Origin of the sequence: Nocardioides jejuensis (assembly GCF_004337475.1) — a bacterium.
Lineage (GTDB): Bacteria > Actinomycetota > Actinomycetes > Propionibacteriales > Nocardioidaceae > Nocardioides > Nocardioides jejuensis.
Window position 1 is genome coordinate 148,769 of the sequence record NZ_SJZJ01000004.1, and the last position, 24,947, is coordinate 173,715.

23 protein-coding genes are annotated in these 24,947 nt (G+C 66.5%); 16 read left to right on the plus strand and 7 right to left on the minus strand.

The features are described 5' to 3' along the window. Window positions 1-48: 48 nt before the first annotated feature. From EPD65_RS04250 to EPD65_RS04270, 5 genes are all read right to left on the minus strand, one after another. Entirely contained in the window at window positions 49-1,971 is a 1,923-nt protein-coding gene (locus EPD65_RS04250) for an oxygenase MpaB family protein (protein WP_243640439.1), read from the minus strand. 56 nt (window positions 1,972-2,027) lie between these two features. After that, complete coding sequence (locus tag EPD65_RS04255) at window positions 2,028-2,945, minus strand: M15 family metallopeptidase (protein ID WP_243640440.1); 918 nt, start codon at window positions 2,943-2,945, stop codon at window positions 2,028-2,030. Window positions 2,946-2,958: 13 nt separating this feature from the next. Further along, window positions 2,959-3,678 (minus strand): transcriptional repressor LexA, encoded by a 720-nt coding sequence (lexA, locus tag EPD65_RS04260; RefSeq protein WP_207891401.1) that lies wholly within the window; start codon window positions 3,676-3,678, stop codon window positions 2,959-2,961. Between the two features lie 273 nt (window positions 3,679-3,951). Next, on the minus strand, window positions 3,952-4,311 hold the full coding sequence (locus EPD65_RS04265; protein WP_131581919.1) for a LysM peptidoglycan-binding domain-containing protein: 360 nt from the start codon (window positions 4,309-4,311) through the stop codon (window positions 3,952-3,954). Between the two features lie 190 nt (window positions 4,312-4,501). Continuing rightward, complete coding sequence (locus tag EPD65_RS04270; RefSeq protein ID WP_131581920.1) at window positions 4,502-4,849, minus strand: hypothetical protein; 348 nt, start codon at window positions 4,847-4,849, stop codon at window positions 4,502-4,504. 347 nt (window positions 4,850-5,196) lie between these two features. On the opposite strand from EPD65_RS04270, the gene nrdR reads away from it, so the two are divergent. The 11 genes from nrdR (at window position 5,197) to EPD65_RS04325 (ending at window position 20,192) form a co-directional block, all read left to right on the plus strand. Beyond that, window positions 5,197-5,688, plus strand: a complete 492-nt coding sequence (gene nrdR / locus EPD65_RS04275; RefSeq protein ID WP_131581921.1) for a transcriptional regulator NrdR — start codon at window positions 5,197-5,199, stop codon at window positions 5,686-5,688. 130 nt (window positions 5,689-5,818) lie between these two features. Next, entirely contained in the window at window positions 5,819-8,707 is a 2,889-nt protein-coding gene (locus tag EPD65_RS04280) for a vitamin B12-dependent ribonucleotide reductase (protein WP_131581922.1), read from the plus strand. A gap of 114 nt (window positions 8,708-8,821) precedes the next feature. Continuing rightward, window positions 8,822-9,916, plus strand: a complete 1,095-nt coding sequence (gene dcm, locus EPD65_RS04285) for a DNA (cytosine-5-)-methyltransferase (protein ID WP_131581923.1) — start codon at window positions 8,822-8,824, stop codon at window positions 9,914-9,916. A gap of 10 nt (window positions 9,917-9,926) precedes the next feature. Continuing rightward, window positions 9,927-10,391, plus strand: a complete 465-nt coding sequence (locus EPD65_RS04290; protein ID WP_131581924.1) for a very short patch repair endonuclease — start codon at window positions 9,927-9,929, stop codon at window positions 10,389-10,391. 2 nt (window positions 10,392-10,393) lie between these two features. After that, the gene (locus EPD65_RS04295; RefSeq protein ID WP_131581925.1) at window positions 10,394-11,716 is read left to right on the plus strand and encodes a type II restriction endonuclease; all 1,323 of its coding nucleotides are present in this window, start codon (window positions 10,394-10,396) and stop codon (window positions 11,714-11,716) included. A gap of 524 nt (window positions 11,717-12,240) precedes the next feature. Beyond that, a complete protein-coding gene (locus EPD65_RS04300; protein ID WP_131581926.1) occupies window positions 12,241-14,883 on the plus strand; it encodes a Z1 domain-containing protein in 2,643 nt (880 codons plus the stop codon). Further along, window positions 14,883-15,869, plus strand: coding sequence for a PD-(D/E)XK motif protein (locus EPD65_RS04305; protein WP_131581927.1), 987 nt, complete (start codon window positions 14,883-14,885; stop codon window positions 15,867-15,869). Before EPD65_RS04300 ends, EPD65_RS04305 begins: the two co-directional genes overlap by 1 nt. Further along, window positions 15,866-18,028: a hypothetical protein gene (locus tag EPD65_RS04310; RefSeq protein ID WP_131581928.1), complete on the plus strand. Its 2,163-nt coding sequence runs from the start codon at window positions 15,866-15,868 to the stop codon at window positions 18,026-18,028. Before EPD65_RS04305 ends, EPD65_RS04310 begins: the two co-directional genes overlap by 4 nt. After that, entirely contained in the window at window positions 18,028-18,891 is an 864-nt protein-coding gene (locus EPD65_RS04315) for a hypothetical protein (RefSeq protein WP_131581929.1), read from the plus strand. Before EPD65_RS04310 ends, EPD65_RS04315 begins: the two co-directional genes overlap by 1 nt. Before the next feature lie 29 nt (window positions 18,892-18,920). Next, entirely contained in the window at window positions 18,921-19,610 is a 690-nt protein-coding gene (locus EPD65_RS04320) for a DUF6339 family protein (RefSeq protein ID WP_131581930.1), read from the plus strand. Window positions 19,611-19,787: 177 nt separating this feature from the next. Further along, window positions 19,788-20,192: a hypothetical protein gene (locus tag EPD65_RS04325; protein WP_131581931.1), complete on the plus strand. Its 405-nt coding sequence runs from the start codon at window positions 19,788-19,790 to the stop codon at window positions 20,190-20,192. Between the two features lie 301 nt (window positions 20,193-20,493). Here EPD65_RS04325 and EPD65_RS04330 read toward each other — a convergent pair whose 3' ends face one another. Both EPD65_RS04330 and EPD65_RS04335 read right to left on the minus strand, forming a co-directional pair. After that, window positions 20,494-21,315: a zinc metalloprotease gene (locus tag EPD65_RS04330; protein WP_131581932.1), complete on the minus strand. Its 822-nt coding sequence runs from the start codon at window positions 21,313-21,315 to the stop codon at window positions 20,494-20,496. 12 nt (window positions 21,316-21,327) lie between these two features. Beyond that, complete coding sequence (locus EPD65_RS04335) at window positions 21,328-21,639, minus strand: hypothetical protein (RefSeq protein WP_131581933.1); 312 nt, start codon at window positions 21,637-21,639, stop codon at window positions 21,328-21,330. A 182-nt stretch (window positions 21,640-21,821) separates the two neighbouring features. Here EPD65_RS04335 and EPD65_RS04340 point away from each other — a divergent pair, with 182 nt between their 5' ends. The 5 genes from EPD65_RS04340 to EPD65_RS04365 all read left to right on the plus strand — a co-directional run bounded on the left by EPD65_RS04340 (window position 21,822) and on the right by EPD65_RS04365 (window position 24,940). Next, on the plus strand, window positions 21,822-22,109 hold the full coding sequence (locus EPD65_RS04340; protein WP_165872870.1) for an excalibur calcium-binding domain-containing protein: 288 nt from the start codon (window positions 21,822-21,824) through the stop codon (window positions 22,107-22,109). 8 nt (window positions 22,110-22,117) lie between these two features. Continuing rightward, window positions 22,118-22,705, plus strand: coding sequence for an excalibur calcium-binding domain-containing protein (locus EPD65_RS04345; RefSeq protein WP_131581935.1), 588 nt, complete (start codon window positions 22,118-22,120; stop codon window positions 22,703-22,705). Then, window positions 22,702-23,733 carry a DUF4236 domain-containing protein gene (locus EPD65_RS04350; RefSeq protein WP_131581936.1) on the plus strand — a complete coding sequence of 344 codons (1,032 nt, stop codon included), beginning with the start codon at window positions 22,702-22,704 and terminating at the stop codon, window positions 23,731-23,733. Before EPD65_RS04345 ends, EPD65_RS04350 begins: the two co-directional genes overlap by 4 nt. A gap of 74 nt (window positions 23,734-23,807) precedes the next feature. Continuing rightward, a complete protein-coding gene (locus EPD65_RS04355; RefSeq protein WP_207891402.1) occupies window positions 23,808-24,182 on the plus strand; it encodes a DUF4234 domain-containing protein in 375 nt (124 codons plus the stop codon). 371 nt (window positions 24,183-24,553) lie between these two features. After that, complete coding sequence (locus EPD65_RS04365; protein ID WP_131581938.1) at window positions 24,554-24,940, plus strand: HicB family toxin-antitoxin system; 387 nt, start codon at window positions 24,554-24,556, stop codon at window positions 24,938-24,940. The last annotated feature ends 7 nt before the right edge of the window (window positions 24,941-24,947 follow it).

Below are 24,947 nucleotides of genomic sequence, written 5' to 3' on the forward strand. Positions count from 1 at the left end.
CGGCGCCGACCCGCGCCGGTCCCTCCCTGCTGAGCTTCCCGGGCTCAGTCAGTCGATGTTGCCGAGGATCGGCTGCGACTCCAGGATGCCGTCCTCCTGCGGGGCAGTGCCCTCGCTGAACACCCGGCGTACCTGGGTGGCGCGGAAGTCGGCGTGCGCGACGGAAGGAGCCTCGAATCCGTACTCCGCCTGCGCCTGGCGCGGGGTCAGCGTCCGCTGGTTCTGCGCGGGGAGCCCCTGCAGGACCGGCCCGGCGAGGGGCAGGGTCATCGGGGAGATGATTCGCAGCAGCATCAGCTGGACGGCGGTGTTGAGACTGACCGCCCAGAAGGCGGCGCGGAGCACCGGCCGAACGGCGGCGTCGAGGAGCGGGTTGACCGGAAGGCCGGACATCTCGCGCATCCACGGAGGCATCGTGGCGAGGGTGCCGCGGCGCAGGATCCGCGTGGTCACCACCGTCGCCGGACGGAGCAGGGGCGACATCGGCGGCAGCATGACCTCGGCCTGGAGCAGGTGGTGCATCGCGGCGCGTGCTGACTCGGAGCCGATCAGCTGGGGGCGCATCTCCTCGAAGTAGGCGCGGACACCCTCGCGGCTGCGCGGCACCTGGTCGGGGTCACAGGTCTGCAGCTCGGCGGCGCGAGCGCACTCGGCCCAGTACTGCGCGTCCTCCTCCGCTGAGAGCTGTCCCGGACCGTAGCGCTCGTACGCCATCAGGATGGAGTGCCAGCCGGTGAGCAGGATCCACAGCTGCGAGTCGGGGTCGTTGGCGTCGTAGCGGGTGCCGGTCTCAGGGTCGAGGCCGATGCCCTTCGCGTGGATCCGGACCAGGACGTCGGCTGCCTTGGCCGTCGACCGGCTGTCGCCGAACGCGACCATGGCGAAGTAGCGCAGCGTCCGGTCGTAGCGGGTCCGCGGGCGGTCGTAGATGCCGTGCGTCTTCGTCACCGCGGCGACCAGGTGGGGGTCGAGCTCCTCGATCACGACGGCGCGCTGGAAGCCGATGGTGAGACTCGTCGGATAGCTCCATACCTTCCACGTCACGCTGCCCGGACCGTAGAAGCCGAAGTCCTCGGCAGGCTCGAACGTCGGGGCGGCGAAGACCTCGGGGAAGTCGCGGTCCACGTGGTGCAGGAGTACGCCGGCGGCCGCGACGCCGGCGAGCAGCGCGAGCCAGATCCCGACCGCGAGCGTGCTGTGCAGGTCGGCGTGGACGTCGCTGCGGAGCACCACAAGGGCGCCGATGACGAGGATGGTGTAGGTGATCAGCCCGGCGAGCCCGGCCGCGAGGTCGCGCGGCGCGGCCCGTCGTACGCCGTGGAGGATGCCGACGCCGATCGCGAGCTGGATCGAGGCCATCGCGCGAAGATCGAGGGCACTGGCCTCGAACGGGATCCAGCGGGCGGCCCGCGCGGGATCGATGAAGACACCGAGGGCGACGACCAGCAGGGGCGCCGCCGCAAGGAAACCACCGAGCCGCAGCAGCCCGGACGGAGCCCGCTCCGGGAGCCCGGCGGCGCGGAGCGTCCGGATGCAGTGCAGGAGCACGAGCGGCAGGATCACCATCGTGGGGATCCAGACGATCGCGACGATCCGGCTGAGCGTGAGCGGACCGAGCGGGTCCATCTTCCCGAGCTCGCGAAGGTGCAGCCCGGTCGCGATCGCGAGTGCGAGTGACCCGGCGAGGAGCGCGACCGAGGCCAGGTCCAGGGCCTGGCGATCGGCGTTGCGCGAGCGGACCACCAGCACGACCGCCGCGATGAACCCCGTCGCCGTCATGGCCGCCGCGAGCGGGGACGCGGGCGCCCACGCGAACACCGTGCTCGACCACGCGCCGAACATCAGCAGCGCCGCGGTCGGAGCCATCAGCAGGCCCAGTCCGTCGTGCACCCCGTGGGTGAACGCTGCGGGGTCAGCCTCCGGCTCCGTCCAGGGAGTCGGGGTGCCGGGGGAGAGGTGCGAATCGGCCATGGAGCCGACCATACGCGCGCCCGCGGCGCATTACTACCCTTAGGTAGTAAGTGGTTTCAGCGGTTGTTGAGGCTGAAGTGATGCCGGTCCTTGAGCGAGTGCCAGTCGCCGCCCCACTCCCACCCGATCCGGGCGAACGCCGCGATGGCGGCGGGCGTCAGCATGCCTGGGCGGATGCGGTCGCGATCGAGGTAGGAGCTGGCGAGCTCGGGCAGCACGAGGTCGCCCTTGGTGTACGGGTTCTGGAACGGGTTCACGTCCACGGCGAGGCCGTAGGCGTGCTCGCTGAAGTGGGTCGAACCGACCGCGGGCCGGCAGACGAAGGCACTGGTGTCGTTGCCGTCGCCGTACGGCGGGGCGTCGAGCTCGGCGCGCGTGGTCACCCGCATCTCCTCCAGTGGGAACTCCTGCCGCCACAGGTCATGGAACGCCGAGACGACGTCCGCCGCTACCGAGCGGTTGAGCAACAGCTCGCCGGTGTGGCGCTGCCCGTCGAAGCCGCGGAAGGTCAGGCGGATCCAGGAGAGGTCGTCCTTCCCGACGGGGCAGCCGGGCTGCCAGGTCGAGCGAGCGATGACGTCGGTCGGCGCCGGGGTGACGATTCGCGACGCGAAGCCCGCGCCGGGCAGCTCGGCCACCGTGTCAGGCAGGGTGAACCGGCGCTGACGCAGCTCCTTCGGCGTCGATCGGATCTCGCCGTAGCCATCGGCGCGCAGGGGGAGTGCGCGGGTGCCGAGCCAGGTCGGCGGCACCGTGCCGGGCACGGGCACGCTCATCGACTTCACGGCCGCCGCGGCGGACGACGCGAGTGCGTCGAGGCTTGCCGTGCCGGCGTCGCCGCCCGGGCTGGGGACGCTGGCGGACGAGCTCGCCGTGCCGGGCGGAGTCGCGGTCTGGGCGCTCGGCGTACATGCCGCTGCCCCCGCCAGGACCGAGGTCGCGGCGAGGGCAGTGAGGAAGCGTCGGGGCGTCACGACGCCCAGCGTGTCAGACGCGGCGCAGGACCGCGGTGACGATGCCGAGGATCGAGGCGTGCGTGCCGTCGATCGGGTCGTAGGCATCGTTGTGCGGCATCAGCCAGACCTGGCCGTCCTTCTTCTTGAAGGTCTTGACCGTGGCCTCGCCGTCGAGCAGCGCGGCGACCATGTCGCCGTTGTTGGCGGTCGGCTGCTGGCGGATCACGACGTAGTCACCGGAGCAGATCGCGGCATCGATCATCGAGTCGCCGGAGACCTCGAGCAGGAAGAGCGTGCCGTCGCCGACCAGGCTCTTGGGCAGCGGGAACACGTCCTCCACGCGCTCCTCGGCGAGGATCGGGCCACCGGCGGCGATGCGGCCCACGACCGGCACGTACGTCGCTGCGGGGACAGAGTCGCCGATGCCGGTCTCGTCGTACGTCGACTCGTCGGCCGCGCCGATCGAGCGGCGGGCGGCGAGCACCTCGGGCAGGAAGACCTCGATCGCGCGGGGGCGGTTGGGGTCGCGCTTGATGAACCCCTTCTGCTCCAGGACCTTGAGCTGGTGCGACACCGAGCTCGAGGACGTCAGGCCGACGGCGTCGCCGATCTCGCGCATCGACGGCGGGTAGCCGCGGTCCTCGAGGGCGTCGCGGATGACGTTGAGGATGCGCTGCTGGCGCGGCGTCAGGCCGGTCGCGTCAGCAGGGCCGTCGGGGAGCTCGGAGACCTTGCGAGGAGGAGTCGCCATCGTCTGCGCCTTACGTCGTGGAGGGCTGGTCGGTGTGGTTCCAACGTAGCCGCGATCGCGCACGGCTTCAAACATGTGTTCGAACGGCGTGTCGGCCGTCCGAGGTCGGGTGACGCGAGGAACGAGCGGTGTATCGAGACCCGAAATGTGAGGCAGGGCGGGGCTGCCTTCCCTTGCAGCACCCGCCCTGCGTCTTCCCCATCCCGCGCGCCGGGGTCGAAGCGACGCGCGGGAATCTGGGCGGCCACCCACCAGTAGTGGCCGCAGTCTGTGTCAGTCGACCGGGATGAAGAGCTCCTGGCCGGCGTGGAGCATCACGCTGTCGAGGGCGTTGAGCTTTTCGATCGCGTCGATCGTCGTGCGGACGTCGCCCTCGCTGTGGGCGGCGGCGATGTCCCAGAGGGTCTGGCCGGGCGCCACGACGATGCGCTCCGTGGCGGTCGGCGTGCCGCCGGCCTCGGTCGAGGCGCTGGAGCCGCCCATGATCACGATGGCAAGCGCGAACGCGACGAGCACGGCGCCCAGGAAGACGACCAGGCGCCCACGGCGGGTCAGCCGGAGCTGGCCTGCGGGAGCCTGGGCCGTGCGGGCGGGGCGGATCTCGAACGTGGGGGCGAAGCTGATCGTGCTCATCGGGACCTCCGGGGAAGAGTCGGTCGGGGTGACGAGCGAATGTCTAATCAGGGCCCCCGACACAACCGCGGTGCGGCTCCGGTCGGGAGATCGATCAGACGTTCGATCGAACACGTGATCGAAGTTAGATCATGTGTTCGAACGATGCAAGACCTTGTTCGAAAAAAGTTTCGAGGCCTGCGTCACGCGGTCAGCGTGCGGCGCGACGCCCGCCGGAGGGGCGAGCCGGCGCCTCGGCCGAGCCGGCCGGGGGAGTCATGATGCCGAGGACGGTCATCAGGCGTACGCCGAGCATGAGGCCGGCGAAGAGGCAGGAGGCGGCGCCGATGCAGGCGAGCAGCAGGAAGAACCATGCCGCACTGTTGCCGCCGCGCGCGGTTGCGCCGAAGTCGATCGCGGCCCAGACGAGGTAGCCCCAGGCGACGACACAGAGGGTGACGCCGACGGCGTACTTCGCGACGCGCGCGTCAAGTGAGCGGCGGGGTCGGGCGCCACGCGGAGCTTTGCGGCTGCCTGCGTGCTTCGGCCCGTTCGTCACCCGGGGATTCTGTCACGGCAAAGCCCTCCGCATGACCAACAATCGACGACACGCCCGACACGCCGACCCGCGATTTCCTCATCGGAAATCGGCTCTTCCGTGCTGACCTGCGCTTTTGCGACCTGGGCCACATTCGACACGCCGATCCTCCCGGCATTGCCGAAGGGGTGGGTTGCGGCTCTGGTGGTCGCGACGTACGGTTACCACTACATCTAGTAGTTACACCGTTGTGGTTTTCCACATGTAGTTCACAGGTGTGATGGGCGTCATCAACACTTCGGGCGCACTTTTCCACAGCAATCCACAGGCGTTCAGGCGCAGATCGACGTACGAGAGGGGTCGCGGCCATGCACTGTCCACACTGCCGCAACACCGACACCCGCGTGCTCGACTCCCGTGTCGCCGACGACGGAGCAGCGATCCGGCGCCGCCGGGCCTGCCCCGCCTGTGACCGCCGCTTCTCGACGGTCGAGCAGATGCAGCTCATGGTCAGCAAGCGCTCCGGCGCGACCGAGCCGTTCAACCGCGACAAGGCGATCAGCGGTGTGCGCAAGGCCTGCAAGGGTCGTCCCGTCACCGAGGACCAGCTCGCTCGCCTCGGGCACGACGTCGAGGACGCGCTGCGCTGCAGCGGCCAGGCGGAGCTCCCGGCCAACGAGGTCGGTCTCGCGATCCTCGGCCCGCTCCGGGCCCTCGACGAGGTCGCCTACCTCCGTTTCGCGAGCGTCTACCGCGCCTTCGAGTCCGCCGAGGACTTCGCCAAGGAGATCGACGCGCTCCGCCTGGAGAGGGCGGCCGCCGATCCGGCGTACGAGAAGGACCTCACCCCTACCGGGTGACACAGACCGGCCCGGCATCGAGTGGGGAAGCTTGTTGTCGGGCCTCCAAACAACGCAGCACCAGCAGTACGCAGCACCAGCAGCAGCCAGACAAGCATCACGCCGGCAGATCATGGGAAATGGAGAGACGATGACCGAGACGGTTTCCGCCGCACAGCAGGCAACCAGCGAGGCGGGGAAGGGACTGAAGATGGAGCGCGTCTTCAGCACGGAGGGTGTGCACCCCTACGACGCCATCACCTGGGAGCGTCGCGACGTCGTCCAGACCAACTGGAAGACCGGCGAGACCGTCTTCGAGCAGCGTGGCGTCGAGTTCCCGGACTTCTGGTCCGTCAACGCCTCGACGATCGTCACCACGAAGTACTTCCGTGGTGCCGTCGGTGCTGACAACCGCGAGCAGAGCCTCAAGCAGCTCATCGACCGCGTCGTCGGCAAGTACGTCGCGGCCGGCCGCGACTTCAACTACTTCGCCACCGAGGCCGACGTCGCGGTCTTCGAGCAGGAGCTGACCTGGCTGCTGGTCAACCAGTACTTCTCCTTCAACTCCCCGGTCTGGTTCAACGTCGGTACGACGGCCCCGCAGCAGGTCTCCGCCTGCTTCATCCTCTCGGTTGACGACTCGATGGACTCGATCCTCAACTGGTACAAGGAGGAGGGCTTCATCTTCAAGGGCGGCTCCGGCGCCGGCCTCAACCTCTCCCGCATCCGTTCCTCCAAGGAGCTGCTGAAGTCCGGCGGCACCGCCTCGGGCCCGGTCTCCTTCATGCGTGGCGCTGACGCGTCCGCCGGCACCATCAAGTCGGGCGGCGCCACGCGTCGTGCGGCCAAGATGGTCGTCCTCGACGTCGACCACCCGGACATCGAGGAGTTCGTCGAGACGAAGTGGCGCGAGGAGGACAAGATCCGCGCCCTCCGTGACGCCGGCTTCGACATGGACCTCGGTGGCAAGGACATCACCTCGGTCCAGTACCAGAACGCCAACAACTCGGTCCGCGTCTCCGACGAGTTCATGCGCGCTGTCGAGGAGGGCAAGGAGTTCGGTCTCCGCTCGCGCTCCACCGGTGAGGTCATCGAGACCGTCGACGCCCGCTCGCTGTGGCGCAAGATCGCCGAGGCCGCGTGGGCCTGTGCCGACCCGGGCATTCAGTACGACGGCACCATCAACGACTGGCACACCAACCCCGAGACCGGTCGCATCACCGCGTCCAACCCGTGCTCGGAGTACATGTCGCTCGACAACTCCTCGTGCAACCTGGCGTCGCTCAACCTGCTGAAGTTCCTCAAGGACGACGACACCTTCGACGCCACCCGCTTCGCGCAGGCCGTCGAGGTCATCATCACCGCGATGGACATCTCCATCTGCTTCGCCGACTTCCCGACCGAGCCGATCGGCAAGACCACGGTCGACTACCGCCAGCTCGGCATCGGCTACGCCAACCTCGGCGCGCTGCTCATGGCGATGGGTCTCGGTTACGACTCCGAGGGCGGTCGCGCCATGGCGGCGACAATCACGTCGCTCATGACCGGCACGTCGTACCGTCGTTCGGCCGAGCTCGCCGCGATCGTCGGCCCGTACAACGGCTACGCCCGCAACGCCGAGGCGCACCAGCGCGTCATGCGCAAGCACCAGGCGGCCGACGACCAGATCCGCACGCTCTCCTCGATCGACGGCGACATCCACAAGCTGGCCTCCGCCGAGTGGGCCAAGGTCGTCGAGCTGGGCAAGGTCAACGGCTTCCGCAACGCGCAGGCCTCCGTCCTCGCGCCGACCGGCACCATCGGCTTCATGATGGACTGCGACACCACCGGCATCGAGCCGGACTTCTCGCTGGTCAAGTTCAAGAAGCTCGTCGGCGGCGGCTCGATGCAGATCGTCAACCAGACGATCCCGCGGGCCCTGGTCAAGCTCGGCTACAACGCCGAGACCGTCGAGGCGATCGTCGAGTTCATCTCCGAGCACGGCCACGTCATCGACGCCCCCGGCCTCAAGCTCGAGCACTACGAGGTGTTTGACACCGCGATGGGTGCCCGCGCCCTCAAGCCCATGGGCCACGTCCGGATGATGGCTGCCTGCCAGCCGTTCCTCTCCGGCGCGATCTCGAAGACGGTCAACCTGCCGGAGACGGCGACCGTCGAGGAGATCATGGACGTCTACATGGAGTCCTGGAAGCTCGGGCTCAAGGCGACCGCCGTCTACCGCGACAACTGCAAGGTGGGCCAGCCGCTCGCCGACGGTGGTGGCAAGGCCAAGAAGGACGCCGCCGACAAGGCTGCTGCCTCCGAGGCTGAGGTCGTCGAGAAGATCGTCGAGAAGGTCGTCTACGCGCCGACCCGCAAGCGCCTCCCGAAGTCCCGCGTCTCGCGCACCACGTCGTTCACCGTTGGTGGCGCCGAGGGCTACATGACCTCCGGTGCGCACGAGGACGGCTCGCTCGGCGAGGTCTTCCTCAAGCTCGGCAAGCAGGGCTCGACCCTCGCCGGTGTCATGGACGCCTTCTCGATCGCCACCTCGATCGGCCTGCAGTACGGCGTCCCGCTCGAGACGTACGTCGCGAAGTTCACCAACCTGCGCTTCGAGCCGGCCGGTCTGACCGACGACGCCGACGTCCGCATGGCGCAGTCGATCATGGACTACATCTTCCGCCGCCTGGCCCTGGACTACCTCGACTTCGACGCCCGCTCCGCCCTGGGCATCTACTCGGCTGAGGAGCGCCAGCGCCACCTGGAGACCGGTTCGTACGAGCCGCTCGAGCTCTCCGAGGCCGACTCGCTGAAGACCGTCGAGCCGGTCCGCAAGGACCTGCCCGAGGTCGTCGAGACGTCGAACGTCGTGGACGCCGAGGTCGTCTCGGAGGCTCCCGCGCCGGAGCGTGCCGCCAAGACCTCCGCCGAGCTGCTCGAGATCATCACCGGCACCGCCGTTGACAGCCCGCTCTGCTTCACGTGTGGCACGAAGATGCGCCCCGCCGGCTCGTGCTACGTGTGCGAGGGCTGCGGCAGCACCTCCGGCTGCAGCTGACGTACAACGAGGCGCGCGGTGCTCCTTCCACAGGAGCGCCGCGCGCCTCCGCGCATTGTCAGTGGGATCCGCTAGCCTGGATCCAATGTTCGATCAGGTGTTCGAAGGAGTGTCATGGGTGACGCGGTCAAGCTGAAGACGGGGGAGCCGTACTTCCGGTTCATTGACCTGTTTGCAGGCATCGGTGGCTGCCGCATGGCGTTCGAACGCGCCGGCGGTGAGTGCGTCTTCACCTCCGAGTGGGACGATTACGCACGGAAGACCTACGAGACGAACTTCCCGTCCGATGAGGGCAGTGATCACGTCTTCCGCGGTGACATCACGACCGTTCACGTCGACGAGATCCCGGAGCATGATGTGCTCGTCGGCGGCTTCCCGTGCCAGCCCTTCAGCATCGCCGGCGTTTCAAAGAAGAACGCGCTCGGGAGGCCGCACGGTTTCGCCGACCCGACGCAAGGGACGCTCTTCTTCGACGTCGCGCGGATCATCGAGCACAAGCGCCCCAAGGCCTTCCTCCTGGAAAACGTGCGCAACCTTGTCTCGCACGACAAGGGCAACACCTTCCGCATCATCAAGGACAAGCTTGAGAGCCTTGACTACTCCTTCGACGCCCGCGTCGTCGACGCATCGGTGGTCGTTCCTCAGGGCCGAAGGCGGATCTTCATGGTCGGCTTCGACAAGCGGGTCTACGGCGACGATGTCTCCTTCGACTTTGACGAGGTCAAGTTCGAGGCTCCGGTGATGCCGAACCCCAGGATGGAGACGGTTCTCTATCGAGAGGATGGCACCGAGCAGGTCGAGCTGCCCTACACCGATGAGCATGGACGGGTCGCCGAGAAGTACACCCTGACTCCGCGTCTGTGGGAGTACCTGCAGAACTACAAGAAGAAGCACAACGCGGCGGGCAACGGCTTCGGCTTCGGCCTCGTGACGCGTGACGATGTCGCCCGAACCTTGTCTGCTCGGTACTACAAGGACGGCTCCGAGATCCTCGTCGATCAGGGCGACGGCAAGCGCCCGCGCCGCCTCACCCCACGGGAGTGCGCCCGCCTGATGGGGTTCCCGAACAACTTCGTGATCCCCGTTAGCGACACCCGTGCCTACAAGCAGTTCGGCAACAGCGTCGTCGTGCCTGTAGTCGAGGGCATTGCGAAGGAGATCGCCGCGGATCTCGTCGCTCTCGAGGCCGGGATTCAGCAGGCCGGCTAACCTCGACACCATGCCGGATGTGGTCTCGCCTGAGGTCCGCAGCCGGATGATGTCCGGCATCCGTGGAAAGAACACGAAGCCTGAGCTCCTGCTTCGACGCGAGCTTCATCGGCGGGGTCTCCGCTTTCGCCTGCACGACAAGCGGCTGCCGGGATCGCCCGACCTTGTGTTCCCGAAGTTCAAGGCTGTGGTCTTCGTCAACGGCTGTTTCTGGCACGGGCACGTGGGTTGTCGCTACTTCAAGATCCCCCAGACCCGGCGCGACTTCTGGCTTGCCAAGATCACCCGGAATCAAAAGCGAGACGTGGAAGTGCGGGCGGCCCTGTCGGAACTCGGTTGGCGTGTCGCAACTGTGTGGGAGTGTGCAACTCGGAAGGACGCGTTCAGCTGCGTCGCCGCGGTTGAATCCTGGTTGGCAGACGGGGGTGCGGAAGGCGCGTTCGAAGCCCAGGGCCCGGGAACTTCGGGGAGGTAGTCATGGATGCGCGGCTGGCGGCTCGCTTTGCGGGCGTGATTGGCAAGCGGCTCTCGAGCGTCGAGTGCTATGGGGAGGGCACCTCGAACCAAGGTGAGATCGGCGTTGGGGCCCAAGCGCCTAGCCTCTTTGGAACGCCATCGCAGATTGAGCGGTACGGGTGCGACTACCTGTATCTCTCGGACACGCAGCAGATTGAAGAACGTGACCTCTGGATCACCTATCAGGATTCCCGGCGCAATGATCCGACGCGAGGGCCCGAATGGCGGATGACGTACCCACGGGCAAGCGTGGTGATGAGGGAAGCCCGTTCCGGAGACTTGATCTGGGTAGCGCGCGACGCCAGGGATCGCGGTCAGGTCCTTGTAGTGGTCGCCGAGGCCGGCAGCGAGTTCGCTGGTCGATTGGACCGCATTCTTGGCCTCGAGATGCGATTGGATGCAACGGTTGTTGGCCGCAAGAGGCAGCGCTTTGCAGACGTCGACCTTCGCAGCACGGGCGCCGCAAGCTTGGATGCTGATGACGCTGACCTTATGGCCATTCTCGGTGTCGAGGTAAGGACACCCAATGAATCCAAGCTCGACCTCCTGCTCAGCGAACTCGCAGGCGTCCCGCTGGCAGGGGGGTGGCCGAGTACGCGCGACTTCTCGGCTGCATGTCGCCGCGTTGCTGCACTGGAGGATCCGCTTTCTGATGTCGACCAGACGATGGCTGTTTGGTTCGCGCTAACTAACGAGCTCTTCTTTCTCTACGAGAAGTACAAGATTCAGCCGGAACTTGATGCCGCGTTCGCGAATCGATCCACTATTGATGTGGATGCGTTCTTCCGAGTCGCGAACAGTCTTCGTGGGCGCCGGAGTTCTCGTGCCGGTAACACCTTCGAGTGGCATCTCGCAGACTTGGTCTCGAGGCTCGGCATACGGGGCCACATGAAGCGCACGTTGCCCGACGGAACCGCGCCTGACTTCATCTTTCCAAGCGCCGACCTGTACCTCGACCCGACGTTCCAAGCTGAGCTCCTCACGGTACTTGCTGCCAAGACGACGTTGAAGGAGCGGTGGCAGCAGGTCGTGAACGAGGGCAAGCGACACGCGATCACCTACTTGGCGACGATGGACCGCGGGCTTAATGCGAGCACCCTCGCGACCATGAGGTTAAGTGGCGTCATTCCAGTCACTGCTAAGGCGTTTATTGAGTCGGATTACTCAGCGATGTCGAATCAGTTCATGACATTCGCAGACTTCTTCGAAGGCGTTCAGGGGCGCCAACTTGGAGCGGTCGACTGGGGAATTTCGCTTAATGACCTTCCGCTACTTTGTCCGTAGGCCCAAAACGAATCTTTATGGGTGCGGACACCCGAAAATGCGTCTCCGACGAGCGCGGCTCTAGTGCGGGTTCGACGTGGGCTGCACGACCGCCGGCCGCCGGGCTCGCTCGGTCTGCTCCGCGAGCGGGTTCATCGTGGTGTTCGTCAATTGGTGTTCCGGCACGGAGATGCGGGCTGCCACCACTTAGTGCTGCCCGAGACCCGACGCGCGACTTCTGGGGTGCGAAAATTGCGCGCAACCTGGTGCGTGACGTCGAGAATCGCAACTCTCTGCTCGCGCCGGGTTGGCGGGTCGCGACCATCTGGGAGTGCGCGATTTGGCAAAACCACGCGTCACTAGCCGACTCGGTCGCAGGTGGACTACAGAGTCGCCCTTCAGTTCCCGCCCGGGTGTGGCGACGACGTCAGCACGCGCCCTCGTCGATAAGGCCCGAACGATAGCCCGACGTACTGACGTTCCCCGGACAACCATCGGTCGTCGTCAGTAGGTTCTGATCGTTGCAGGGCGAAAGGGGCGACTGGATGAAAACGCTGCTCAGGCAGTCGGTAATGGATCGCATCGTGCGTCACCGTGAGTCGCCGGAGGTTGCTGCCGCGGCGATGCGAGCAATTGGGGCTTCGCCCAGTCTTGTCGATGAGGTTCTTGCTGACATCCAGGCTGACATCGCCGAGAACGACCTCCTTGACTCACCGACGGGTGTCGTCGACCGCGAGCTTGAGAGGGCTGCGAAGGCGGGGCCTTGGTACACCGGGCCTGAGGACGGAGACAAGCACTGGCCGAAGCTCCGGGCACGGCTCATGGCAGGCAAGATGGCGGATGTCGTTCCCGAAATTGATCGCGCATCGAGCAAGGTTGTCGCGCAACTCGCCAACCCGAACATTCACGGACTGTCAAAGAAGGGTCTCGTGCTTGGCTACGTTCAGTCGGGCAAGACTGCGAATTTCACGGCTGTCATGGCGAAGGCCGCTGACCGTGGGGCCGGGCTCTTCATCGTGCTGTCGGGCATCCACAACAATCTGCGCGAGCAGACTCAGGTCCGGGTTGCCCAGGACCTTTCCTTCAAGGACGGCGACTGGGTCTCGCTCACCACCGCCGATGCCGACTTCGTGAACGACGAGCGCCACAGCGGTGCCTCGCAGCTTCGCAGGGATCGCCCGGTCGTCATCGTCGTCAAGAAGAATGTGTCGCGGCTGAGCAATCTCCGCGACTGGCTCGCCGATACCCCCGATGAGGTCCTGCGCAGAACCCCGGTGCTGCTGCTCGATGACGAGGCTGATCAGGCCACGCCGAACAGCGCCACCGGTCGTCAGGAGCGGACCGCGATCAATGCCCTCATCCGTGAGATCTGGCAGAAGGTTCCCACTGGCACCTACGTCGGCTACACGGCGACTCCATTCGCGAACATCTTCATGAATCCGTCGGATGATGAAGACCTGTATCCCTCTAACTTCATCATCGACCTTCCTCGTCCGGCCAACTACTTCGGATCCGAGCGGCTCTTCGGGCGCGAAGCGCTGTCTGAGGACGAGGAAGCTGACCCGGGACTCGCGATCATCCGGGAGATCTCGGAGGACGATGCAGCCTTGCTCCGCCCGCCGTCGGCACGTGAGGACCGGGTGCTGTGGGAGGCATCCCTGCCGGAGTCGCTGAAGCGAGCGGTGGAGTGGTTCATTGTTGCCACGGCCGTTCGCAAGGCCCGCGGCCAGAGCGACCACAGTTCCATGCTTGTTCATACGACTCACTACGCGGACCCGCATTTCGCGGTACAGCACTGTCTTCAGACGTATGTGAAGGAAATCGCGGACGAGTGGCGTGCGGGCAAGCGCACCGCGCTTCGGGCGTCCTACGACGCCGAGATCGGCATGGCGGCGGAGGAAGCGACGCGCCCGACGCCTGATTGGCCCGCGACGGAGGCGGAGATTGGCTTTGTCCTGCGCAACCTTCGCGTGATTGTCGACAACGGTTCGTCCGCGGACCGGCTGGACTACTCGCGAGTCGATGCGGACGGTATGCCGCTGCAGGAGATCGTCATCGCGGTCGGCGGCGGCACGCTCTCCCGTGGCTTGACCCTCGAGGGCCTGGTCGTCTCGTACTTCACGCGCACGTCGAGCACCTACGACACCCTGCTACAGATGGGGCGCTGGTTCGGCTACCGGCCCGGCTACGAGGATCTTCCGCGACTGTGGATCCAGCCCACCCTTGCGGACGAGTATCGATTCCTTGCGCTGGTTGAAGCCGAGATGCGCCAGGACATCGAGGACATGGAGAAGCAGCAGATCACTCCCAGCGAGCTCGGTGTGCGAGTTCGCGCGCACCCGGGCCGACTGTCGATCGTGGCGCGTAACAAGATGGGAGTCGCCGACAAGGTTGACGTGTCGTTCTCCGAGGAGCGGGTCCAGACCATCCTGTTCGACCGCGATGCGGCTGTCGCACGTCGCAACATCCAAGCTGCACAGGACTTCCTTGCGCGGTGCCGCTCGTTGAGCGCGGTCGACCATGAAGCGTTGCCTCCGCGCTGGCGTCTTCGCGGCATTCCGGCTGCGGACGTGGTCACGTTCCTGAACGCGTTCAGTATCCACCCCGACCAGGCGGGTATGCGCGCCGACTACATGACCGGCTGGATCGACAACGCTGTGCCGGACAGCCTCTGGAACGTCACGGTGATCGGGTCGAGCCGCGGCGAGTCCCTTGGCAGTCTCGACCTCGGCCTTGGAAACCCGGTGCCGGCGATCAACCGTGCTCCGCTGCTGGGTTCGCCCGCCGGCATCGCGAATATCAAAGCCTTGCTTAATCACGCTGACTGGTTTGCTGACTTCGAGCCTGACGTACTGGCTTCCCTGTCAGAGAGCGATCGCCGCAGCCCCCGCGCCATGCGTCGCCTGCATGCAAAGGGCCGCGGGCAGATTCTGCTGTACGTCGTAAGCAAGGACTCGGTTCCGATGGGAAAGGGGTCCACCCGCGTTCGTGGAGAGATGAAGGCTGACGAGCACTTTGTCGGCCTCGGCGTGATCTTCCCGGAGGCAAGGGCGGCGAGTGGCAAGGGCACCTATTTCGCCGTCAAGCCGGACTGGCAGCCCGAACTGGATCCGAATGACGATGAGGTCCCGCCTGATACGGAGGGCGACGCCGTTCCGGCGGAGATCGCTGCAGGAGGGAGTAATTGATGTCCAGCGTTGCCGAACACTTCGCGATGCTGCGGCTTGCGGGTCTGCCGAGCGGTGAATCGACGCTGAGGACCCGGACCTTGCCGATCAGCGTCGCGGCAGGCCCGATCCTGCTGGGCATGGACGGACTCGGGCAGCGGCATCTCCTGGTGCCCGTCGGAGATGCCGAAGTCGTCCCGGACCGCGCGAGTCGCGGTGTCGTGACGGCGGAGCGCGGGCTGGTGCTTGGGGACGCCGAGCATCGCTTCCTGGACTTGTCCTGCCTCTCGTCCCGGCTCGACCGGCCGTTCGAGCAGCTCGCGGAGGATGTCCTGCGACGCATCACCGAGTCGTCGGACGACCCGCGATCCACCGTCTCCCGAACGCTCGAGGACTGGCGCGAAATGCTCCGCGCTGCGCAAAAGGGCATGTCCCGCGAGTCGATTGTGGGCTTGACCGCGGAGCTCGAGTTGCTCGCATCGTTGGCTGCCGTTGATCCGCTCGCGGCGATCGACGCCTGGGTTGGGCCCGACAACGCGGTCCACGACTTCAAGCGCGGTTCGCGCAGTATCGAGGTCAAGGCGACCAGCGCGGTCGATCCGAGCTTCGTGCACATCTCGAACGTCGATCAGCTCGATCCGGCGCCTGTCGCCGAGCTGCTTCTCGCGGTTTTCCACCTGCGCGAGTCGCCGTCGGCGCCGAACCTCGAAGAGCGCGTGGAGGCGCTCCACGGCCTGGGAGTTCCCGAGTCTCTGTTGGCCGACCGTCTACGCGCGGTGGGCTACACGCCGCGCATGGAGCTGGCCTTCCCCGATCGGCTCGAAGTGCGTTCTTTCACGGTCTTCGCGGTCGGGCACTCGTTCCCGTCGGTTCGCTCCACAGACATTCGTCCTGACGCCCGACTTTCGGTCCGTGGACTCGAATACGACTTGGTGCTGGCGGGTCTACCGGACGAGATCCCGGAGGCTGAGGTCGCGGCCGCCCTTGCAGATTGGATGACCGCGTGAACGGTGAAGATCTGGCCGTTGCCGCCAGTTCCGTGCGCAAGTACCTTCGAACGAGGGACCTTTCTCTCAACACTGTGCTGGCCGCGCACATGCGGTCCCAAGGCATCCCGCCCAACGGCGTTCGGTGGGAACTTGCGAAGGCTGCGATGCGGGCTGGCAAGTCTTTCGAGGACGCGGCGCGGCTTGCGGCGGAATTCGCAGGAGAGGATGCGGATGCGCCTCGTGTGGCCTCACCGCGATCGATAAGCCGGGGGGTGGCGCGATCGGCTCCTCGTGTCGACATCGCCCAGCCGCAGCTGACCGTTGCCACCGAGCTGACTCCCGCGCGGCGCTCCCAGGAACCGATGGACTGGTATCCGCAGCGCTTCGAGCCCGGCGCGATCCAAGGTGATGGCGCCAAGAAGCTTCTTGGCTCTCCGAAAGTCTCGCTCGAGGACATGCTGGTGCGTGAAACTGCACAGAACAGCTGGGATGCGCGAGCTGGTGATCGCCCCGTCGCGTTCACCATGAACCTGCGTCAGCTCGACGCGGCCAGCGTCCGCGACCTTCGCGAAAACGTATTCACGGGCGAGGGCCCCGGAACCCATATCCACGAGGCTCTGGCGGACGAAAGCCTCTGGATCATCGAAATTTCCGATCGCGGAACGATCGGGCTGGGTGGACCGGTGCGCAACGACCTGACGCCGCCCCCGGGCGCAGTTACGCACTTCATCAACCTGGTCTTCAACATCGGTGCGACGAAGTCGGACAAGAGCTCGGGCGGCACCTATGGCTTTGGCAAGTCGATCGCCTACATGGTGAGCGAGGTTGGCGCCGTTGTTATCTGGTCACGCTGCAACACGGACAGCGGTCCCGAGGACCGACTGATTGCGTCGGCCATTGGCGACGTCTTTGATCGCGAGGGCTTCCGCTACACCGGTCGGCACTGGTGGGGGCGGACGGTTGAGGGTAGGCCAGAGCCGCTCGTCGGTCAGGCGGCGGCAACGCTCGGAAACCGTCTCTTTTCCAAGGGCTTCGACGGAGACGAACTTGGGACTAGTTTACTGATCCTTGCCCCGCTACTCGGTGAACCGGGGCCGGACGACGACGCCGAGGTCCTCGCTCAGTCCGTGCTCTGGAACCTGTGGCCGAAGCTGATCCCGGGTGCTGACGGCGAACGGGCCATGGATATTCGTGTTCAGGTCAACGGGGTCGACCACTCCATTCCTGATCCGGCGACGCATCCTGCGCTTTCGGGCCACGTTGCTTGCCTCCGTGCAGTCCGCGCCGCCCAAGCTGGCAGCGAGCCGCCCGCTTCGCTCTTCAGGACGGAGGTCATCGAACTCAGTCGGTACAACGCTCCGATTGGCCATCTCGCGCTGACGAAGTATCCGGTTCCGCGCACACCCGTCCGGATCGACGAAACTCGCTTTCCGAGCCACTCGGTGACGCTCATGCGCAGCAGCGCGGAACTGGTGGTCCGCGAGCTTGACCGTCCGGCGCTGGCTGACCCGGGGTTCCAGTGGGCCGGCGTATTCAAGCCACTTGCCGACCACGATTCGATCTTTGCGGAGTCCGAGCCTCCGGCGCACGACGACTGGGCTCCAGAGTCGCTGACGAACAAGATCCACAAGAGCATCGTCAAGGTCGCGCTCGACAAGATCCGCCAGGAAGCTGATCACTTCTTGGCGCCTTCTGCCCAAGCGCGGGTCGCATCGGGAAACAGTTCGACCGCAGCCGTCGGGGACATGCTGGCCGGATTCCTGGGTGGAATCGCGGGGTCCGCGCCGTCGCCCAAGGCGAAGGCAGGCGGAGCTGGCGGCGCCCGCAGTGCAAAGGCGGCGATCGCCGTCCGGCGCGCAGAGGGAGGGCCTGCCGATCGGGCGGGATGGACTCGCACGGTTCTCGAGGTCTCTGTCCGCGGCGGCTTGCCGTCGGGAACCCCCGTCGCGGTCCGCGTCAGGGTTGCGACTGACGGCGGTACTGAGCGATCCGAGCAGCCGGACTATGTGAGGGAGATCGGCTGGGTTGGTGCCGAGGAAGGCGCCGAGGCAGCGATCATCAAGCCCGAGACTCCGCGGCTCTACGTGTTCGAGTCCCGCGACGACATCGCGGTCGACGTCAATTCCGGCATCGCTGCTGAGGATGCCGACATCGAGCGTTCCGGAGGTACTTCCTGATGCCGGCCGCACGTTTCATGCCGTATGAGACCCCAGACGCCGAGTCGGTGCAGTGGGACGCCTGGTGGTTCGTGCGCGGGGGAGTCCGCGAGGCACTTCCGCAGCAGCTCCCGGGATGGGACTACTCCTCGGTCGAGACGATCGGGGTAACGGTGCACCTCGATACCGAAGCGATCAAGTCGGCTACCGGAATGCAGTCGGCGCGTGACCTTGAACTCGTGCTGATTGCCGACTGCGCGCCCCTCGGGCGCAGGTTTGTGGGGGCAGCGTCGATTGATGAGGAGGCCGAGGAAACGGTCGACCTTTCGGTGGAGATTCCGGCTGGCGAAGCGGCGCTGCAGCTCGAGGTTTCTGCTCACCTCGTTCTTGCCTCGCCGGGCGAGCCCGGATCTGGACGACCGCATCTAGCGGGTTCCCGCCTGCTCTCCAGTCAGCGACGGACCGTGCAGCTTGAGGGCGAAGCAAGCCGCTTCCCGTCGGAGGCAGTGCCCTTCAGCGCGATTGGCCTCGAGCCGGCGCCCTGGACCATCTCGGCGTCGTTCGCGGACCTCAACGATTCGTTCATGGGAAGCATCCGGCTCCTGATGAACGAGGAGCATCCCCTGGCGCGTGCTGCGCTCGACCCTGTTGCCAATCCAGAGGCGGCCGAACGTCTCAAGATTGATGTATTCCGGATGCTCGTCGCCGTTGTCGCCCCCGACATTCCGGAATGTGCGGAGCAGTACGAAGAGGCTTCGGTCGGCGAGGTTGTCACAAACATGGCGGACCTCTACCTGCGGCAGACCTTGGTCGAGGCTGCGTCGATGTACCGGGAGAACCCTTTGCGATTCGAGCGTCTGTGCTATTCGGCGGTGAACGAGTGATCTACTCGTATCCCCGACTGCCTCGGTCCGTGTCCGAGGCCCGGCTGGGTGAGATTGCTGCGGCGCATCAGGGTGGCGGGCTGGTCGCTGTCAGCAAGCATGCGGCCTTTGAACACGAGCGCAGCGTGCCGGTGGCGACAGGACGTGTCGCAACCGTCCAGGAAATTCGCGCGCTCCGCACTGCCGTGTGTTCTGCGATGTCCCACTGGATCGAGCGCGGAACGCTTGGCGCGGATGCAGCGCGCTTCGACAGCGAGCTCGGCGTCGTGCTGCACCACGAGCTCCAGATCGTTCCCAGCGACGCGGCTCACGAGGACACCTGGAGCTTCCTCACCCTCATGGTCTTCCCGGACCTCGCGACACTGCGTTTCCCGGGGCTTCACAAGGACCGGATGGTTGGTACGCCGCGAAATGCCCTTCGACGCGTGTGGCAGCGCCAGGAAGTTCTCGGCGACTGGCTCCAGACCGCCGACGCCCCGCTTGGTGAAGACGAGCTTGTTGGACTCTTCGAGCGCTCCGCGATGGTGCGTAACCGGCGGCTGGCGCGGATCACTGCCGGCATCGTCGCGGCACACGACGGTGCGAACCGCTCGGCCTGGGCTCGCAACTTCTACAAGGCGGTCACGTTCCAAACCGGCATGCGGATGCTCGACGTGCTCGACGACGCGGCGCTGACCGATCTGCTGACCCAGACGGCGGCACAGGTGACCGTCGACTGAGCCCGTGGTCTCGAGGCGAGAGGGCCTGAGGCCTGGTCCATGGTCCCTTGGGCCATCTCCGCCTGTTCGTCCGCATCTGTCGGGCGTCGCAACCTCAGGAACACCTGCGAGATCCACGCCGCGTTCGACCCGCTGGCCCCTTCTCGGATGGAGCCGCGCGGTGGCCACGGGCCGGTTGTGGATCTCATGCCGACGCCGACGCAGGACCCGGTCGAGGTGGCCGACCAGGTCGTCGACATCCTGCTCGACGAAGGCTGGGAGCCCGGTTCGGTCGCGGCGATCACGACCGGCCACCGGCACCCGGTGCAGGAGGAGCTGACCTCACTCCACGGCCAAGAGGGCTACTTGGAGCGCTTCTGGGCCGGCGACGAGGTCTTCTACGGCCACGTCCTCGGCTGCAAGGGACTTGAGCGCAAGGCCGTCGTGCGGTGTGTGAATGAGAGCATCGTCAAGGACCGCGCCCGCGAGCGGATATACGTCGGGATGTCCCGGGCGACCGACCGGCTGATCGTCGTGGGCGATCCCGCGATCATCCGCGAGATTGGTGGACCCGAGGTGGCGAAGCGCATCGGCATCCAGTGATTTGTGTCGGGGGTTGGCCGTACGCTCCGCCGCACGAACTCGCGATCTGTCACCTTGCTCGGTGCCGTGGCTGTCTGTTTGTCGGTGTCATTGGGCATTCCCCACGGGCCGATCCGGGCATTGCTGTCGACGGCTGCGTTCCTTCTTGCTGTCGCTTGCGGTCCTCGCCGACCGCGAGCGTGGGTAAGTGCTGGTCTGAAGGCGCACACGGCATGCAGGCCGGGTTCGTGGGGACCATGCGCACGATCCGTCGGCATGGGAGCCGGTCAGAGGACCGTGGAACGCGGATGAGTGATCGCGCTCAACGGCAGCGGATGTTGCCGAGCCGCTCCAGGCCCTCTCGGTCACCCGGTCCCCACGTGGTCAGGCCGGTGCTCGACTTGTACATCAGTTCCGCACGCGACTTCACGTGTCCCAGGCCGACGACGTGGCCGAACTCGTGGTCGACGATCGCCTGGGCGATGTCCTCCTGGCCGGCGGCGATCGCCTCCCGGAACGCATCGATGTCGAGGGTCACCGCGCCGGTGACGTACTGCTTGTGACTGTTGAAGATGAGCATCGAACTGCCGCCGACCCCGGCGACGTCCCCCTTGAGCTCGGGGTCTTCGTCGGCGGTGCTCCAGCCGACGATGACAGGTTCGCGGCCTGCTGACGGTTCGCGGGTGAGGAAGCGTTTCGAGGACGTCGTACCGACGATCGTGAAGTTCAGGCCCGACGCTTCGTGGATGTGGTCGGTCGCCGTCCGGACGAGGGCTTCGGTGTCGATCGGTTCGCCGTCCGGGTTGATCTCGACGCGGATCGGCGTGCACGGGTCGTAGCCGACCGGCTGCCCGTTGAGCTGCTTCTCCTCGAACGCATAGCTGCCGCCGCCGGCGCTGATCGGGGGAGCGGAGTCGTTGTGCGGTGCGCGCACCCCGGCGGTGATCAGGATGCCGGCGAAGACGGCGATGCACGCCAGGAGGACGACTCCGGATCGCCAGTCACGGCGCCGCTTGGAACGTCGCTCCGTCGGCATGGCGCCGAGGCCGTACGCCGCGTCCAGGCGATCGAGCTGTTCGAGGCGTCGCATCATCTGCCGCGCGCGTCGGCGGCGGGCGAACGAGGCACCGAACGGCAGGGGCATTGTTCGAGTGTTTCACCCGCGTGAGGAGGCGAAGCGCCGCGCCCCGTCGTACGAGGTGTAGAATTGCGTGCCGTCGGGCCGGGTGCAGAGCATGTCGTTGTCCCAGTTGTGGTCGAGCGATGTGACATCGCGGCAAGTGGTCCGACGGGGCGGTGCGTGGTGGTCGCGCGTGACCGGCGCGGGCGCATGGTGGAGGGACACATCGGGCAAGCCGTCGCGGGTGCTGAGGACCAGCAGGGTGCCGGTGCCGCCGACCATCACGGCGACGAGACGAAGGAACGCGCGACGTCGCAGGGGCATGCCGTGGCCACGCGTTCCTCCCATTCCTCGAACCTAGAGCTGGAGGCTTTCTTGTCGCGTCGGTCGAGTGGTCGTTCGGCTGACCCGAACGGGCCATTCGGGTCGGTAATCCGGGGGATTCGGCACGAAGTCCGGCGCGCCGAGATCGCCTGCGCCTTACACATGTCGGTGACCCGCTAGCCGCTCGACACGACATGAGGAATCCCATGCTCAAGCCGAAGTTCGCCGCCGTCGCGGCTGCTCTTGCCCTTGCTGCCCCCGCCGGGCTGGTCGTGAGCGCGGGCGCCGCAGATGCCGCCACGACGTACTACTCCTCCTGCGCGAAGCTCGCTGCGAAGTTCCCGCAGGGAGTGGCCAAGTCCGCCTCCGCGGCGCAGAAGCAGGTCAACCAGGGCTATGGCCGTCCCTCGACCACCGACCTCGCCAAGAAGGTCTACTGGGAGAACCACAAGCGCCTCGATCGCGACAACGACGGCACCGCCTGCGAGCGCTGACGAACGCCATGAGCGGTCCGAGTCTCGACCAGTACCCGGGCTTCTTCCCGGCTGCCAAGCGCCCGTTCTGGAGCCGCGCCAAGGTGGGCACCGGCGCGGGGCTGGCGGGACTCCTGCTGGGCATCGGTATTGGTGCGTCAAACGAGGCGCCGGTCTCGGCGGAAAGCCCCGAGGTGAAGGCGCTCGTCAGCGCTGGCGTCGACGAGAGGACGTCGACGTTCGACGACCAGGCCGAGCAGTTGCAAGCCGACCTCGACCAGGCTCACAAGGACGCGGACGCGGCTGCAGCAGACGCGCGCGAAACTCTCGCGGCCACGAAGAGGGCCGCCGCACAGGCGAAGCGCAAGGCGGTCGCTGCGGCAGTTGCCGCGGAGAAGGCGAAGCATGCAGTGCCGCCGCCGACGTACGGCCTGACGAGCAGCGGATCCAGCTCGAGCAACTCCGGCGGTGGGTCGACCTCGGGCGGCTCTGATCCACTCTTCGGCACCTGTGGAGAGGCGAACGCTCACGGCTACGGCCCGTACCAGAAGGGCGTTGACCCGGAGTACGACCACTACATCGACCGCGACGGCGACGGTCGCGACTGCGAGCCGTGATGCGCCTCTTTTCGAGCATCAAGCTCGCACCCGGCGTGCGCCTGTCGACGACGTCGCGCGGCCTGCGTGCCCATGTCGGTCCGCGAGGAGCTCGCGTGCACGTCGGCGGAGGTCGCACGGGTATCAGCACGGGTGCGGGGCCCTTCACCCTCTACCAAGGCGCAGGCGGCGCACCGCGCTCCCGACGTACGACGGCGGGGTCGTCAGCCGCGGCGCAGAAGGCGCAGCTGCACCGGGATGCCGCTGCCCACCTCGCGGCACTCGAGGGCATGCATCGCGCGGCAGTGGCCGGGCCGGCCCGCGAGGTCGCGCCGCCCGTGAAGCTCCGGCCGTTCAGCCTCCTCGTCGCGACGGCAGAACGGCAGGAACTCAAGGAGGTCGGCCGCTTCGACAGGAGCGCGCGCCGCGAGGCGCGGGCGCGGGCCCGCACGATCGCCGAAGGATGGGCGCATGACCTGCTCGTCCTCGCCGAGCAGGATCGGGCGGGTCGCCAGGCCGTGATCGACGAGGCGTGGAGCTTGCTCGTCGGCAACGACCCGGCGACCGTCCGGTCGGCTCTGGCCGACGCCTTTCGTGCTGCTGGAGCTCCAGTGTCGACGTTCGATGTCGTTGGTGACATCGTCACGCTCCGGATGGTCGGACCAGCCGAACAGGACCTGCCGACGGTGAAGCCGAAGGTGACGCAGGCCGGCAATGCAACCGTCGGGCAGATCACCAAGGGGGAGCGGGCGAGTTGGCTGGCCGCGATGACCGCAGCTCGGGTCCTGATCGCAACGAAGCAGGTCCTTGCCTGGGCTCCAGGAATCCAGGTCGTGCGTGTCCTGGTGACGAGCCCGATCGAGGGCAACCAGCCGGTGCTGGCTGCCCGGATGCGGCGGTCGCGTTTCGCAGGCACCTCGTTCAGCAGTGATGCGCTGTCGGTGCTCCAGGCCGCGGCGGATGACGTGGTCATCGAGCCGCGTGGGCGCTCGCGTGAGCTCGGTCGGATCAGTGTTCCCGGGGAGTACGCCGTCGGTTCGCGCGGGTGAGGCCCGAATCGGCCGCGCGCGGCCGGCGTACAGCGTAGGGTCAACGGGTTTGTTCAACCCACGAAGGGGAACCCATGGCTGAGCTCACCGCTCCCGTAATGACCGCTCCGGTCGGCAAGATCCGCGGCACCGGCGTCGCGATCCTGCTGACGATCATCACGTTCGGCATCTACCCGCTGTTCTGGTACTTCGGCGTCCACTCGGACATGAAGCGCGCCACCAACCAGGGCCTCGGCGGCGGCATCGCTCTCCTGCTCGCGATCATCGTCGGCATCGTGATGCCGTTCGTGACCGCGTCCGAGGTCGGCAACCTCTACAAGGCCAAGGGCCAGCCCGCTCCGGTCAGCGGTCTGACCGGCCTCTGGATCCTGATCCCGCTGCTGGGTTCGCTGATCTGGTTCATCAAGGTCAACGGCGCGCTGAACGCCTACTGGCGCACGGCTGTCTGAGGTCTCGCACGACGGCACGGGCCGGCCTCGCTCGACAGGGCGCGGCCGGCCCGTGGCATTGCCGGGGTTCCGGAAGTGTCGGTGGTCGGCGCTAGCGTCGAAGCAAGTCGCTAGAAGTGGCAAGGCGACTTGCCTTGAAACTGTCTAGCGAAGGCGCATACGCTCATGGTCAGTGAACAGCCGACCCGCGTGGTCGAGGTCTGGTTCCGCAAGGCTGGTTGGCGGATCCTCAAGACCGACGGCAGACATACGAAGTACGGGTGCCCTTGTGGTGCGCATTCCTTCCCGCTGCCGTCGAGTCACAGGACCATCTCTCCAGGAGTGGTCCGCAAGGCGCAGGTCGTCATCGAGCAGTGCAAGGAAGCATCGTCATGAAGTTCGACATCGAGGTCACCCGTGACGGTCGCTGGTGGATGGTTGCCATCCCGGCGATTGACGGGTTGACGCAGGCTCGGCGCCTCGATGAGGTCGAGGACATGGCGCGCTCCTTCATCGCCCTCGATCAGGATCTCAAGCCGTCGTCCGTCGAGATCGGCACAGTTCGTGTGTCTGTCGCCGGTGAAGACCTCGGCGCTCAGCTCGATGAGTTCGAACGCATCAAGCAGGCGGCCGATCTGGCGCAGAAGGAAGTGGCTGCTCGCGCCCGCGAGTTGGCCGCCAAGCTCAGTCGGCTCGACGTCCCGACTCGCGATATCGGCGGGGTGTTGGGCGTGTCCCACCAGCGCGTCAGCCAACTGACCAAGGAGCGCAGCGCCTGAGGCGCTC